Origin of the sequence: Bacteroides sp. AM16-13, from assembly GCF_003602705.1 — a bacterium.
In the GTDB taxonomy this organism is placed as follows: domain Bacteria; phylum Bacteroidota; class Bacteroidia; order Bacteroidales; family Bacteroidaceae; genus Bacteroides; species Bacteroides xylanisolvens.
This window is the reverse complement of the sequence record NZ_QTLK01000029.1, coordinates 60,651-75,974: the sequence shown is the minus strand read 5'-3', so window position 1 is coordinate 75,974 and position 15,324 is coordinate 60,651. Positions and strand designations below refer to the sequence as shown.

15 protein-coding genes, 1 tRNA gene and 1 pseudogene are annotated in these 15,324 nt (G+C 43.8%); 15 read left to right on the top strand and 2 right to left on the bottom strand.

Going from position 1 to position 15,324, the window contains the following annotated elements; genetic code table 11:
* Positions 1-80: 80 nt before the first annotated feature.
* From sppA to DW173_RS19935, 6 genes are all read left to right on the top strand, one after another.
* Positions 81-1,859: a signal peptide peptidase SppA gene (gene sppA / locus DW173_RS19965; RefSeq protein WP_120145088.1), complete on the top strand. Its 1,779-nt coding sequence runs from the start codon at positions 81-83 to the stop codon at positions 1,857-1,859.
* A gap of 10 nt (positions 1,860-1,869) precedes the next feature.
* On the top strand, positions 1,870-3,000 hold the full coding sequence (lpxK, locus tag DW173_RS19960; protein WP_120145087.1) for a tetraacyldisaccharide 4'-kinase: 1,131 nt from the start codon (positions 1,870-1,872) through the stop codon (positions 2,998-3,000).
* Positions 2,957-3,766: a purine-nucleoside phosphorylase gene (locus tag DW173_RS19955; protein ID WP_008026681.1), complete on the top strand. Its 810-nt coding sequence runs from the start codon at positions 2,957-2,959 to the stop codon at positions 3,764-3,766. The genes lpxK and DW173_RS19955 overlap by 44 nt, the downstream gene beginning before the upstream one ends.
* Positions 3,767-3,782: 16 nt before the next feature.
* Positions 3,783-4,820: a thiamine-phosphate kinase gene (thiL, locus tag DW173_RS19950; RefSeq protein ID WP_008026683.1), complete on the top strand. Its 1,038-nt coding sequence runs from the start codon at positions 3,783-3,785 to the stop codon at positions 4,818-4,820.
* 161 nt (positions 4,821-4,981) lie between these two features.
* Positions 4,982-5,054, top strand: a tRNA-Phe gene (locus DW173_RS19945).
* Positions 5,055-5,510: 456 nt separating this feature from the next.
* Positions 5,511-6,746 (top strand): site-specific integrase, encoded by a 1,236-nt coding sequence (locus tag DW173_RS19935; protein ID WP_120145085.1) that lies wholly within the window; start codon positions 5,511-5,513, stop codon positions 6,744-6,746.
* 1 nt (position 6,747) lies between these two features.
* On the opposite strand, the pseudogene DW173_RS24220 reads toward DW173_RS19935, so the two are convergent.
* Positions 6,748-6,931 (bottom strand): annotated as a pseudogene (locus DW173_RS24220) (ORF6N domain-containing protein); the annotation flags it as partial.
* Between the two features lie 87 nt (positions 6,932-7,018).
* Complete coding sequence (locus DW173_RS19925) at positions 7,019-8,149, bottom strand: hypothetical protein (protein WP_147402058.1); 1,131 nt, start codon at positions 8,147-8,149, stop codon at positions 7,019-7,021.
* Positions 8,150-8,449: 300 nt separating this feature from the next.
* Here DW173_RS19925 and DW173_RS24010 point away from each other — a divergent pair, with 300 nt between their 5' ends.
* From DW173_RS24010 to DW173_RS19870, 9 genes are all read left to right on the top strand, one after another.
* Positions 8,450-9,619 (top strand): hypothetical protein, encoded by a 1,170-nt coding sequence (locus DW173_RS24010; protein WP_233562244.1) that lies wholly within the window; start codon positions 8,450-8,452, stop codon positions 9,617-9,619.
* Positions 9,620-9,621: 2 nt separating this feature from the next.
* Complete coding sequence (locus tag DW173_RS19905; protein WP_120145082.1) at positions 9,622-10,548, top strand: hypothetical protein; 927 nt, start codon at positions 9,622-9,624, stop codon at positions 10,546-10,548.
* Positions 10,541-11,365: a hypothetical protein gene (locus tag DW173_RS19900; protein WP_120145081.1), complete on the top strand. Its 825-nt coding sequence runs from the start codon at positions 10,541-10,543 to the stop codon at positions 11,363-11,365. The genes DW173_RS19905 and DW173_RS19900 overlap by 8 nt, the downstream gene beginning before the upstream one ends.
* A gap of 11 nt (positions 11,366-11,376) precedes the next feature.
* Positions 11,377-11,670 (top strand): DUF4120 domain-containing protein, encoded by a 294-nt coding sequence (locus DW173_RS19895; RefSeq protein ID WP_120145080.1) that lies wholly within the window; start codon positions 11,377-11,379, stop codon positions 11,668-11,670.
* 12 nt (positions 11,671-11,682) lie between these two features.
* Entirely contained in the window at positions 11,683-12,186 is a 504-nt protein-coding gene (locus DW173_RS19890) for a hypothetical protein (RefSeq protein ID WP_120145079.1), read from the top strand.
* 232 nt (positions 12,187-12,418) lie between these two features.
* A complete protein-coding gene (locus DW173_RS19885; protein WP_120145078.1) occupies positions 12,419-13,384 on the top strand; it encodes a hypothetical protein in 966 nt (321 codons plus the stop codon).
* A complete protein-coding gene (locus DW173_RS19880; protein WP_120145077.1) occupies positions 13,368-13,643 on the top strand; it encodes a hypothetical protein in 276 nt (91 codons plus the stop codon). The genes DW173_RS19885 and DW173_RS19880 overlap by 17 nt, the downstream gene beginning before the upstream one ends.
* Positions 13,630-14,433, top strand: coding sequence for a DUF4121 family protein (locus tag DW173_RS19875; RefSeq protein ID WP_120145076.1), 804 nt, complete (start codon positions 13,630-13,632; stop codon positions 14,431-14,433). Before DW173_RS19880 ends, DW173_RS19875 begins: the two co-directional genes overlap by 14 nt.
* 2 nt (positions 14,434-14,435) lie before the next feature.
* Entirely contained in the window at positions 14,436-15,206 is a 771-nt protein-coding gene (locus DW173_RS19870; protein WP_120145075.1) for an N-6 DNA methylase, read from the top strand.
* Positions 15,207-15,324 lie beyond the last annotated feature (118 nt).

Sequence of the window (15,324 nt, the reverse complement as noted above, 5' to 3'; positions counted from 1 at the left end):
CGTACAGTTCTTAATGGGGAATGCGGCGGTAACGCCGCAAACCTACATAACAACAAGCTGACGCAAAAACAATAAGTATAATGAAAGATTTCTTGAAATTTACACTTGCCACGGTGACAGGTATCATTTTGTCAAGTATTGTATTATTTATAATCAGCATGGTAACGCTGTTTGGCATCATGTCCGCTTCGGACACGGAAACAATCGTAAAAAAGAATTCCGTAATGATGCTCGACTTAAACGGAACGTTGGTTGAACGTACGCAAGAAGATCCGCTAGGTATTTTATCACAGTTGTTTGGTGACGAATCTAACACGTACGGACTGGACGATATTCTCTCTTCCATCCAGAAGGCTAAAGAAAACGAAAATATCAAAGGGATTTATTTGCAAGCAAGTTCATTAGGTACCTCCTATGCTTCCTTACAAGAAATCCGTAACGCACTGCTCGATTTCAAGGAGAGTGGAAAGTTCGTCATTGCTTATGCCGACTCCTATACGCAGGGGCTTTATTATCTTTCCAGCGCAGCCGATAAGGTGCTGCTCAATCCCAAAGGAATGATTGAATGGAGAGGTATTGCTTCCGCTCCCTTATTCTACAAAGACCTGCTACAAAAAATAGGAGTTGAGATGCAGGTATTCAAGGTGGGAACTTACAAATCTGCCGTGGAACCGTTTATTGCAACAGAGATGAGCCCTGCCAATCGCGAACAGGTGACAGCATTTATCACTTCCATCTGGGAACAGGTGACGGAGGGGGTTTCTGCTTCCCGCAATATTCCAGTAGATTCTCTGAATGTTTATGCCGATCGTATGTTAATGTTCTATCCGTCAGAAGAAAGTGTAAAATGCGGATTGGCTGATACCTTGATTTATCGCAATGATGTGCGCAATTATCTTAAAAAACTGGTAGAGATAGATGAAGATGACAATCTCCCGATAGTAGGATTAAGCGACATGATGAACGTAAAGAAGAATGTGCCAAAAGACAAAAGCGGCAATATCGTAGCTGTTTATTATGCATCCGGTGAAATTACAGACTATCCGAGCTCCGCAACTTCCGAGGACGGAATTGTTGGTTCGAAAGTCATTCGTGACCTGCGTAAATTGAAAGATGATAATGATGTGAAAGCTGTTGTACTTCGTGTCAATTCTCCGGGGGGAAGTGCTTTTGCTTCAGAACAAATCTGGCATGCAGTGAAAGAGTTGAAAACAAAGAAACCGGTCATTGTCTCTATGGGGGATTATGCCGCGTCAGGAGGTTACTATATCTCTTGCGTTGCCGACACGATTGTTGCAGAGCCTACTACCCTGACCGGGTCTATCGGAATATTCGGTATCATTCCCAATGTAAAAGGATTGACTGATAAAATCGGTTTAAGTTATGATGTAGTTAAGACGAATAAATATGCTGATTTCGGGAATATCATGCGCCCGTTCAACGAGGATGAAAGATCCTTGCTTCAAATGATGATTACCGAAGGATACGACACCTTTGTCAGCCGTTGTGCTGAAGGACGCCACATGACAAAGGAAGCGATCGAAAAGATTGCCGAAGGCCGTGTATGGACCGGGGAAACTGCTAAAAAGTTAGGACTAGTAGACGAGTTAGGCGGCATTGACAAGGCATTGGATATTGCCGTGGCAAAAGCCGGTATCGAGGGCTACACCATTGTTTCTTATCCTGCAAAACAAGATTTCTTTTCTTCCCTGCTTGATACGAAACCGACGAATTACGTAGAATCACAATTGCTGAAAAGTAAGTTAGGTGAATTCTACCAACAATTCGGTTTACTGAAAAATCTGCAAGAACAATCCATGATTCAGGCTCGTATTCCGTTCGAACTGAATATTAAATAAACTGCCATACATGGACGAACACTTTATCAAGATACATAAGTGGCTCTACCCTGCCTCCTGGCTCTACGGAGCAGCGGTAATGATGAGAAATAAACTCTTTGACTGGGAAGTGCTGCAATCAAAGAGTTTTGATATACCTATCATCAGCGTAGGCAATCTCGCTGTTGGAGGAACAGGGAAAACTCCGCACACTGAATATCTGATAAAGTCTCTTTGTAATCAATATAATGTAGCTGTATTAAGTCGGGGGTACAAACGGCATACGAAAGGTTATGTGCTGGCTACTCCGGAAAGTACGGCAAGAAGCATTGGCGACGAACCGTACCAGATGCATCAAAAATTCCCGTCTGTCACAGTAGCTGTCGACGAAAAGCGTTGTCATGGCATAGAAAAGCTGCTTGCACTGCAAAAGCCTTCAATAGATGTTATCCTGTTGGATGACGCTTTCCAGCACCGATATGTCAAACCGGGATTAAGTATTCTGTTAACGGATTATCACCGGCTGTTCTGTGACGACACTTTGCTCCCCGCAGGACGACTCCGTGAGCCAATTAACGGCAAAAACCGGGCACAAATCGTTATTGTCACCAAATGTCCGCAGGACATCAAGCCTATTGATTATAATATCATCACGAAACGACTGAACCTTTATCCATATCAACAGTTATTCTTCTCATCGTTCCAGTATGGTAACCTGCAACCAGTGTTTCCTATGATGGTTCCGGACACAGATACCATTTCGGCAAACAATGAGATTGCTTTGTCCTCGCTGACAAATACAGATATATTATTGATGACCGGAATTGCCTCACCGACTCCCATTCTTGAAAGGCTGAAAGATTGTACCCAACAAATAGATTTGCTATCGTTTGACGATCATCACAATTTCAGCCATCGGGATATCCAGCTTATCAAAGAACGGTTTCATAGGCTGAAAGGAGAACGCCGGTTGATTATTACTACCGAAAAAGATGCAACACGCCTGATTAACCATCCGGCTTTGGACAAGGAATTGAAACCATTTATCTATGCCTTGCCTATTGAAATAGAAATATTACAGAATCAACAAGATAAATTTAACCAACATATTATTGACTATGTTAGAGAAAATACAAGAAACCGCAGCTTATCTGAAAGGTAAGATGCACACCAGCCCGGAAACAGCCATTATACTTGGTACCGGACTTGGCAGTTTGGCAAACGAAATCACCGAGAAGTATGAAATAAAGTATTCGGATATCCCGAACTTCCCGGTATCTACCGTCGAAGGTCATAGCGGTAAGCTGATTTTCGGCAAACTAGGCAATAAGGATATCATGGCTATGCAAGGACGCTTCCACTATTACGAGGGTTATTCGATGAAAGAAGTGACTTTCCCTGTACGTGTGATGCGCGAATTAGGAATCAAAACCTTGTTTGTATCCAACGCCAGTGGCGGAACAAATGCAGACTTCGAAATCGGTGATTTGATGATTATCACCGACCATATCAACTATTTCCCCGAACATCCGCTTCGTGGAAAAAATATCCCATACGGCCCTCGTTTCCCGGACATGAGTGAAGCATACAGCAAGGAACTGATTCGTAAAGCTGATGAGATTGCCAAAGAAAAAGGAATCAAAGTACAACACGGAGTGTATATCGGTACACAAGGTCCTACTTTCGAAACTCCTGCCGAATATAAACTATTCCATATCCTTGGCGCCGACGCTGTTGGTATGTCTACCGTTCCGGAAGTAATTGTAGCCAACCATTGTGGCATCAAAGTATTTGGTATTTCCGTCATTACCGACCTGGGAGTAGAAGGAAAAATCGTAGAAGTAACGCACGAAGAAGTTCAGAAAGCAGCCGATGCCGCTCAACCGAAAATGACAACGATCATGCGCGAACTTATCAACCGTGCCTAAACAATCACCCCGATTTATGAGAACTGAAATAGCATCTCTCGGTGAGTTTGGTCTGATCGACCGCCTCACCGAGGGAATCAAACTAGAAAATGAATCCAGTAAATATGGAGTGGGCGACGATGCCGCCGTTCTCTCCTACCCTTCAGAAAAGCAAGTATTGGTAACAACCGACCTGCTTATGGAAGGTGTACATTTTGATCTGACTTATGTTCCCTTGAAACATTTGGGATATAAATCAGCAGTCGTTAATTTCTCCGATATTTATGCTATGAACGGCACTCCCCGGCAGATTACAGTATCTCTTGGCCTTTCCAAGCGTTTCAGCGTAGAAGATATGGACGAGCTTTATTCCGGTATCCGCCTGGCTTGCCAGCAATATAACGTCGACATTGTGGGAGGTGATACAACTTCCTCCCTTACAGGGCTTGCTATCAGCATCACTTGTATCGGCGATGCTGACAAGGATAAAGTGGTGTACCGCAATGGAGCAAAAGAAACTGACTTGATCTGCGTCAGCGGTGATCTGGGAGCATCCTATATGGGTTTACAACTATTGGAACGTGAGAAAGTCGTACTAAAAGGTGATAAAGACATTCAACCGGACTTTACCGGCAAAGAATACTTGTTAGAACGCCAGTTAAAACCGGAAGCACGTAAGGATATCATTGAGAAACTAGCTGCCGCCAATATTGTTCCAACCTCTATGATGGATATATCTGACGGTCTGTCATCAGAATTGATGCATATCTGCAAACAAAGCAATGCCGGTTGCCGCGTGTACGAAGAACATATTCCAATCGATTATCAGACGGCTGTTATGGCTGAAGAGTTTAACATGAATCTGACGACTTGCGCCTTGAATGGCGGAGAAGATTATGAACTACTCTTTACTGTTTCTATCGCCGATCATGAAAAAGTATCACAAATGGAAGGAGTGCGCCTCATCGGACATATCACCAAACCCGAACTTGGCTGTGCATTAATTACGCGTGACGGCCAAGAATTTGAATTGAAAGCACAAGGATGGAATCCATTGAAGGAGAATAAACAATAGTTTCTATCACTTTTCTGAAATATTTTCCATCCCATACAACACTGATAATAAGCAAACTAGCTTTTTATCAGTGTTTTTTATCTCCAGAAGGCTTGCAGAATCCAAAAGTTTCACTACCTTTGCAACCGCAAAAGAGATATTACCGGACCGAACAATCACAAGGTGCCATAGCTCAGTTGGTAGAGCAAAGGACTGAAAATCCTTGTGTCCCCGGTTCGATTCCTGGTGGCACCACTATCGATTCGGTAATTTCTCAGAACCCATTGAAATTCAGTCATTTCAATGGGTTTTCTTTTATACTCCAATACGCAAATTCTAGCCGATTCGAGTATCTGGAAATGTCCCATTCGGTGGCTTTTTCAGAGTCCCTTTAAAAAACCACCGATTGCACTATATTTCACTCATTTACAACAATTTGCGCCAATCATTTTTAGGAGCAAAAACATACTTTTGCATACCTGCTTGAATGTAATGGAAATAGCGAAAAAAGAAAAGCAAAAAAGATTCTTCCTTTACTGACAAATATAAGATGAAGGAAAACAAAGAGAATCTTAAAACTAAAAAAAACGGTGGTTTTTCAGACCATGTCTACCAAAAATCCACCGATTTTAACTTTTTCACCGACTTCCAACTCATCTTTCAAGTTGACAGAATAACTAATTGTATTTACCAACTTAAAGAAAAAAGGTTATGAAACAAGGAACAATGAAGATTCTGTTTTTCGTTCTCAAAACGAAATTATTAAAAAATGGTGAAGCACCTATTCTAATGAGGATCACAATTAACGGTCAATACGAAGAAACACGAATCCAAAGAAGCGTTCCTCTCAAACTGTGGAACGCAGCCAAAGGATGTAGTAAAGGAAAAGACCGGGCTTCCAATGAACTCAACAGTTATTTATCTGAATTAGCCACGCGAGCATTGGAAAAGTATAAGGAACTTATACTGGAGCAGGCAATATCCACTCCCTCCTTAATATTAAAACGTGTATTCGGCAAGGATACGGAAATGCGTACCCTGCTTGGAACAATACGACAAGAAATCAAGGAGATGGAGAAAGTTGTGAATATTGACTATGCACCAGTGACCATCAACCGTTACAAAAATGTACTAAAAAAACTCGAAAATTCCATTCCTACATTTTATGACAAAGAAGATATTACTTTCCATGAACTCACTCCGGAATTCATAAAAGCCTTTGACCTTCATTTAAAAACAGAAGTCGGTTTATGCCGCAACACTATTGTACGATATATGAAATGTTTCAAGAAAATCACAAATATGGCACTGGCAAAAGGTTGGATGAAGAAAGATGCGTTTTATGGATACAAAATGGAACAGGATGAAACAGCTCCTGTATTCCTCACATATGACGAATTACAGACCGTTATGAATAAGGAATTCACTATACCCCGACTAGCACTGGTACGGGATATTTTCATTTTCGCCTGCTTCACTGGTCTGGCATTTGCCGATGTGTCCACGCTCAAAAAAGAAGATCTGATGCAAGATAATAATGGAGACTGGTGGATCAGAAAAGGAAGAATCAAACTGATGCATCGGCGTAAAGCATCTTCCATCTGTAACATACCTCTACTTCCCGTTCCGCTTGCCATACTAAAGAAGTATGAAAATAATCCTGTTTGCATCAAAAAAGGATGTTGTCTCCCAGTTCCCTGCAACCAAAAAATGAACAGCTATCTCAAAGAAATAGCAGATTTCTGCGGAATTAAGAAAAATATCACCACTCACGCTGGTCGGCATACATTTGGGACTACCATTACGCTCGCTAATAATGTACCCCTACAAGATGTATCAGTTATGCTTGGACATTCCTCTACACGAATGACACAACATTACGCCCGAGTAATGAATGCTAGTCTAAAGGATTCCATGCTCAATGTCAAGAAACGACTAGCGGAATAAACGTAAGCATCCGACGAACCAATATAAATGCACGCATTATATTGATATTAATTGCGACCTCACTGTTCAGAACCGATGAAAGCATTGCTTCTCCAGGCTCCGTAAAGGCATAAGGCATATACCTTGTACCACCTTTTGTTTGAGGTGCAAATTCTGCACCTCAAACTCTCGAATTCATCTTTAGTGAATTAGCACCCGGTTCATCATGTCGCACACTTTCTGACAACTGTCCTGCTCCGCACAAGCAGAATAGAGGAATAAATTGGTTATAATTACATATTTGTCCAAAAGGATGATATTTTTATCTGTGCCATTTCAGACAGCATATATTTCTTATCTTTACCTCTCTGTTCCAACAGTTTAGCTCTAGAAAGTTCTCTTAGATCAATCTTTATTTGCTCTTCGGTTAATTCTAACTGTTCTTTTAGTTCTTTCTTTGTAAGTTGTCCTACAACATAAATAGCAACAATTTCTTCAGCCATTCTAAGAGCTATTTTATCACTAACCCCAGAAACAAATTCGGAAACAAGTGCAGTAGCTATAGAAATAGAAGTTAGTTTATCTACATTCACATTATTATGATCTACAGTACTACCTACTTCACAACTTTTCACACTCCTAGCAGGTGCATTTTCACACCTATTCACATCACTGGCTTGTACATCACCAACAACATCTCGATAAGTCATACTAAAAACAAAACGCTCATTATTCAGTATTTCAATCACGCTATTATTATAGTAAAGAGGAGCAAACTTTTTAATATTACGGCTTCCCGAACCTAATTCTTCACCCCAACCCAGTTCACGAAATACCTTGAACAATAATGGATTCTTAGTATAGTTTTCCAATTCATCTATACTTATAGAACCGGTTCTCAAAGAAGACGTGAACTTTGTGGCATTACAAGTCCTTACTTTATCAGCAAATATTTCAAATAAACCAACTTCATTACTTGCATATTCTCTATGTACACACAAGTTTGCTATAATCTCCCGGAATATATTCGCCCTAAGATCGCCTCTTTGTGTTGATCCATCCTGAAGATAGAATTTTTCTGGCAAATATTTATAAACAAAATCCATCAACAAACCATAAGCCTTGATTAGATTGGTCCTTATTGTTATTCGATCATCATATCTAGTACTATCTGTCACTTCATTTAAAACAAAACACCCATAAGTCTTATTCCTATATATAGCTTCAAACCGATATGCCGGAATAAAAGAAGCTATACTTTCATCCTTTCCAAACAATAGAAGAGCAGCCACTTTAACACCAATCTTTCCAGTAACAGGATCCTTTGCCATTAAGCCACAGCTTTTCAGCAATTCTTCATTAGAAAGTTTTATCCAGGCATGAGTGTCATTTCGTGCAATAACAAGGAATGTTATTTTACTCATAAAATCGCATAATAAAACTACTCAATAAAGATATATCCAATGTAATACTGTTGCTATTTTCAGGTCACCCCATACCAGATTTTATATTTCAACTTCTTACCTGCAAAAATAGTCCGTGTCCTGCGGATTGCCCAAGGCAGCCCTACGGGCTGGTTGGCGAGCAAAAAATCATCCTCGCTACGCTCCGGTATTTTTTCCTGCCAAGCCTTGCACAATCCCGGACACGAACAACCCGGCAAGTAAGAAATCGAAATACTGGCTCCACAGAGCCGGTTATGTCTAATTTTAAATGATTAAAGTATGGCTGAAATGACCGAAATGCAGGTTCACGAAGAACGAGTAATGAACCTCGTAGAAAGTAGCAGTGGTAACCCGACAATCACTCCGCTCACAAAAACAAATGCGCACCGTGCAGAATCCATCCGGCGGATCGGAACGGACAAAGATGCGGTCGCCTTCCATTTCCGCAAGAAAAGCACAGGTATGTATATGTATATCCATACCTACACGGAAAACGGTGAAGAGAAGGAATTACGTACTTCTGACTTCAAAAACTGGGAAGTAACAGGATTCAAGTATCCCGGCTATCTGGAAGAACTGGAAGAAATCGCCGTCAATGCCTACCGCTGGAACTCCCATGATCCGGAAACAAGGGCTGAAACGGACATCATGGGATATGAAAAGCAACTCCATGAAGACCTGAAGAAAATACCGGAGGCAAAAAAACAGGATTATATCAATACTTACAAAAGTAAAATATCCGTTTTATTCCACAGCCTCTCACGCTGCGCAAACCCGATGGTGACAGGACGGGGAAGATTCAATTTCCAAAGAAATGAAAAGGCACAAAATGCCTATCAGAACAGATACGACGAATTCCTGAAATGGCGTGAGAAATTTCTGAAAACCATGCAACTGCTCACAGAAAAAGACAGACCCGAAGAAGAAAAACGGGAAGAAACATGGCGCAGGCTGAAACGTGACATTGCAAGCAGTGCGAACACGATTCACGAGATTGATACGGGAAAAGCCAGAGGGTACAACCGGGCACTCTTCGTAAGCAGCATCTTCAACAAGGTCAGCACATTTGCCGGACATGGCGACGTGGAAATCGTACAGAGGGCTATCAACTTCATCTCCGAATATAATGCCGGCATAAAGAAGCCTGTCATCACACCACGCCACCGGTTCTTCCAGCTGGCTGAAACAGCCAGTCGCATGCGGGACAAGTTAAAGGAAACCAAAGAACAGGAAAACAGGGAAGTAACGTTTGAAGGTGGAACCCTCGTTTGGAACTATCAGGAAAGTCGTCTGCAAATCCTCTTCAACAAAATACCGGAAGAGAGCAAACGCAGGGAACTCAAATCATCCGGTTTCCACTGGTCGCCCAAGAACAGGGCATGGCAGCGGCAACTCAATCCGAATGCGGTGTCTGCGGCAAAGAGAATCTTAAACCTCCAAAATATCTGACCATGAAAAAAGAACATCTGAAATTTGTCATTGACTCCCGCTGTTTCCGAGGAAGCTGCGTCACATCCATGTCGGACGGCATACACTGTGACTACTACGGCAGCACACTGGAGGAACTCAAGAAACAGGAAAACAATCCTTTTCTAGTTACGGTAACAAGAAATGCCATACACAAGAGGTCGCGTATTCATGACAAGTCATTGTGCCGACCCTTCCGTGAAATTACAGAGGAGAACTATTATAACTGTATGAACGAACTGCCTCCCGTCCGTCTGAAGCGCCATTCATTCTTTTTCGGCGAGCCCTACCATGGCAGCCTGTACATGTTCTGTTTCACCATCGGAAAACGTTTTTTCCGGGGACTGCGTCCGGTCATGACACCGCAGGCCGAACTGGAGCGGCAAATGAATGAGCATTATCGCAACATCACATTCAAGGGAAAAGTCAGCAAAGGAAAGGCGGAGAGAATTACAAGCAAGGACAAGCAGGAGATCATCACCATTCCCTATTCATTCACCGACAAGGAAAACAGGGAACGTTTCATCTGCAACATGGTGACCGGAGGGAATGATGGTGGGGACACCTGCAAGGCCAGAAAAGACATGGCGAACATACTGCTCAGCCTGAGGAAACATCATTTTCTGTATTTCTCCGGATATGGCAGGCATGACGACATGGAAACATTGCTGGATGAAGTGGAGGAAAAGAGATACACCATAATAACAAGCGGATGCCTCTTCCAGTCTCCTCCCTGCCGTGATTCCGTCTCATTCACCGGAACCGTCAAGGAAACCGGAGAAAACTTCTTCTACAGGATTTATGACCGGGAACTGTTCCTGCACATTATGCACAGACTCAGAGCCGTCAAAAGAGAGAAAACACCGGTTGAAACAAAAGCAGTCCTCCCTAAATGCAAATGCTATGAATAATACGGAGTCATGGAAAAAATATGTTCCCGAAACGGTCAGCCTGTATCATGTGGACTACCGGGAGAATCTGGACGAACGCGAAGACCTGCAGGAGCAGTGCATCCGGAACAATAACATGGGGAGGCTATATGAAACAGTCATGGAATGTTATGCTGAACAGGAAGCGGAAAGTCTGCTCAAAATACTTGGGGAAATCAAAGAGAAGATGGCAGAAGAGAAAAGGCAGGAAGAATTCGAGGAACACCGTGAAGAGATTACGGACCTCATCTTGAGCAGGAGTGATACCGACCCGGCGGAAGAACTCATAAAAAATTCCGCCGCCGTCAACATGTACTACTCTCCCGGTGCGAAAATAGAGGAACGCATCGGAAAAGCATCCAAAACTATGTCCTGTTACAAGGTCAGGCGCGCCCTGAAACTGAAGAAAGGACAGTTTGACACACTAATTGAAGAACTGGTGGATAATGCCACATACGGTGGTGAACTACGTATTTATTTCAATGCCGGGTTCAATGAACTTGTCACAAACGACAACGGAAAAGATTTCAGAACCATCCGTTTCCACGGGGATGTCATCGTAGCCGTCGCCAACAGTTTCAACGGTTCCGGCTACCACATCAGTCTGCCTCTGGACATTACGTTTCCATTCGTCAGGGACAGATTGTTTGTAGATTCACAGGTACGTTATTCCTATGCAACCGAAGTATGCGGAATGTGCAGGGAGTGGTGCGACTCCACCAGCTGGGAAACTGAATACAAAACCGTCAGAAATACAGGCAGGAACAGAAAGAAAGAAAAAACATTATTAACCAATTAAAACGGAATATCATGAAAATCATGTGCAAACAGGAGTATTACGACCAGGTAGTACAGTATGCGGAATCAATCAAGGACACTTCGCTGCAGAACTGCATGGAACGTCTTAAAGCATGGGAAAAGAATCCGAACCGCCCGTGTGAGATAGAGCTCTACCACGACTGGGCCCCCTATTCGTTCGGGTTCACCCAAAGATACCCGGACGGCAGCAGAGGGATTGTCGGAGGGCTGCTCTATCACGGCTCACCGGATGAATCGTTTGCCGTACAGCTGACTCCCTTCAAAGGATGGCAGATACACACTTAAAGTTTCCGGAACATGGAAGAATGGATACAGTATGCCAGGGACATGGCAAAAGCGGAAAAAGAGCTGGAGATCGAGCTGTGGGTGATCATCTCCTTTTACAGGACTACAGAGCAGGGCGGTAAAGTCCTGCTCTTCCGATATGACCTGCCACGAAAAGTGGCGGACAAATATGACTGGGTCGTCCGGTGGAGAAGGGCAAGACTGACCTGCCAATATCCCAAAGGGAATGTTACACATACCTACTGCCTGTATGACAGGCACAGCGGTGAAGACTATTCATTCGGCTCCTGCCTCTCCTCGCTGGCGGCAGCCAAGGCACAGGTCACCAGGATGGAACGGAGGATAAAGGAATACACCGCATGGCAAAAACAGAACAACCTCTTTTTTGACGAACAGACGGACGAAATGCTCCAAAAGGCTGTCGCCAAACTCAAAATAAAAAAAGAAAATGTACAGGAGGCAGAAAGAAGGCTGCAAAGGAAAGCTGAAAAGCACCAACGGGAAATGCGGAAATAGCAAAACGGATTACGCATTTCCATTTCTTGCCGCAAAGATAGCCGTTTGCCGGACTGAATGCGCAAGGCAGCCCTGCGGGCTGGTTGACAGGAAAAAAATCATCCTCGCTACGCTCCGGTATTTTTTTCCGTCAAGCCTTGCCGCAATCCCCGGCAAACGGACAACGCATCCAACAAGAAATAAAAATGCCCGTCTCACGACAGGCTCATGTATAACTAAAAAATGATCGGCTATGATTACGGATGAAAGAACCCGGAACAGACTGTATGCGGATACGGAAACGACACTTTTCACACTGGAAGACAAACCAGGGGCAATATTACGGATAATGGAAATTATAAGGGACACCCCCGAATATGTGCAACTTTCGCCCCTTCTTCCGGCATACGCGGAAGAAGACCGGCAGGCAGAATGGTGGAAGGGCAAGGAACCGGACTTCCTTCTGGCGGAACTGCTGCATGTACTTCAACTATATGCACCGGAAGGATTCATACTGGGACCGATAACCGGGAGAACACATGCTTTCGGACATACAAACCCGGAATATGAAAAAAATCTGATCTACAGGATAGAGATCGAGCTTGACTGGGGATATGTGTATGGGAAAAAGAACGAATACAGAAAGAAAAGGAAACTTTATGAGGAAATCGCGGAAATATTCACCACGGACGGATATACGACAGAGATGGAGAAAAGAGGAAAAGGATGCCGGATAACCAAAGGGAATACAAGGCTTCATTCACATTACGAATGGATAACCGGACAGTGTGAGGCCACACACCTGACCGGAACGCTTATCCGGTTACTCAGGGAAAGCAGGAGATTCCATCTGATTAGGTGCACCCTGCTTGATTTCATATTCAGTTTCACGCAGGAAGAGGAGCTGAAATTTTACCGGCAGCAAAACGAAACAAGCATATACTACCGGATATTCGACCTTTTCAGAAGAAAACCGTGGACTGTTACCGAAAATCTCATGACGGTGGCTTCAGAAATCAACATACCGACTCAAAAATATCCGGAAGGACCCGACCGGGACTCCCCCGCTTACGAATATGTCAGGGAAGCCTATCAAAAACTCATAGACAAGGGATATCTGGAAGAATACACCCGAATATGGATAAGGGAGGAGCTCCTTTGTGCAAGAGCAACCCCGGAAGGAATATCAAAAAACATATTCTATGGAACTCAGCTATAACCGTCTATTACTCATCTTCCTATGGCAGTACAACCACCACGGGGAGGAAGGGCTGAACCTGCACCTTTTCGAGGAGACCTTCGGAAAGACACAGGGCAGTCATTATTACGACAAATGGATGAACTGTTTCAACCGGGACCTCCGGGACATGATCATCTATTTCAGAGGGGAGGGTGAAAACGGACAGAAATTCTGTGACATGGTAGCCCGACAAATTGAAGTATACCGTAAAAATCGAAAACACTATGGAATTTACTGACCTTTATACAGTGGAAAGCCTGCAATGCTTCAACGGTTTCCATTACCGCGGATATCGGATAAACCAAAGTGATACGGACAAGGTAAACCGTCTCATTGCAATAATCCGGCAAGAACGGGAAAAGAATATCGGACCGGCAGCAGGTGACATCATCGAGTATACCTGCCGGAACGGTGACTGGTTTCAATCGGCACACATCGAAGAGATATGCGACGGACATTTCAAGATCTACCTTTCCGGAAGCATCCCGTTCTGTTATGAAAGCGGGGACGGTGTCGGCTATAACGTCCATGAAGGGATATGGACTTATCCGAAGAGAGCCGCCTTAAGACCGGCAGGTATCAGAGAAAAGCAGTTCAGGACATGGGGACATGCCGGAAAATGCGCCAACGGGGAGGTATACTTCATGGCCCGTGTCCGTGCGTGGCAATATACGGAACCCGAACCCCTGTATGGCAGATATACTACCAGAAACTGGAGCAAATACCACATCAACAGGCAGCCCGACCCGGAACATGACGGCGAATTCTTCTACATGACCGAAGGATTCACCCTATACTCACGCGAGGAACTGGACAGGCTGACCGGAATCCTTCACGGGAAACTCTTCGACGGGATATACAGCAACTCACTCGTTCTATGGGGATACCACATGAAATGGGAAATACTCACGGAACAGGAATGGAACGAAACAAAAGCCGAAATACACATATCCTTTCTCGGAAAGTCTCCCGTGAAAATAATAACCTGCGATGATACCCATACAATAACCGTCTATAAAAAGAAATAACAATGGCAAAATACGAAACCCCTCCCCCGGTCCGTCCGCTTGAGAAGCTGATAATGGATTTCTCCTACACAAACGGACTCGATCCCGTCAATGTATTCAACGATTTCCTGACCTATATCATCCACGGGTTTTCTCCCGGTGCTCCCCCACTGCAGAGCTGGAAGTACAAACGGCAGCAGAACATGAAATTTATGGAAATGCTCACCGGATGGGTACGGCTCATGGCAAGCCGGATAAAGGATGATACAAGCTGGTATGACCCTTTCGGGGATTTATATATGGCACTGGTTTCCAAAAGTACCCAGCAGTCACAGGGACAATTCTTCACTCCGGTACATATCTGCGACCTCATGGTGCTGTGCACCCAAACGGAAGAAAAAAAGACCGGACAGAGGATGGGTGACCCGACCTGCGGAAGCGGAAGGCTGCTGCTGGCCTGCCATGCACGGAATCCGGGAAACTACCTTATAGGGGAGGATATCAACCGGACCTGCTGCCTGATGACCGTATGCAACATGCTCATACACGGATGCATAGGGGAAGTCATCTGCCATGACAGTCTGAATCCCGGAAACTTCGTGGACGGTTGGAAGGTCAATCCCATGCTAACATGGACAGGCATTCCCACGATAAAGAGAATGAGCATGGAGGAATACCGGGCAGGCAGGAATCTTCCAGCATCCCCTTATATCTTACGAAAAACGATGCCAACGGGTGGCAGGAAGCGTAAGGCGGATTCCCCTCCGCCTTTACAAGCCATTTTCAAGATGTAATAACGACATAAAATATGATACCAAACACGATCATCAATATAAAAAAAATGATTACATACAATATTTTATAAGCATACCACCGGTATGCCAAATTCATTTATTAACCCATTAAATACAG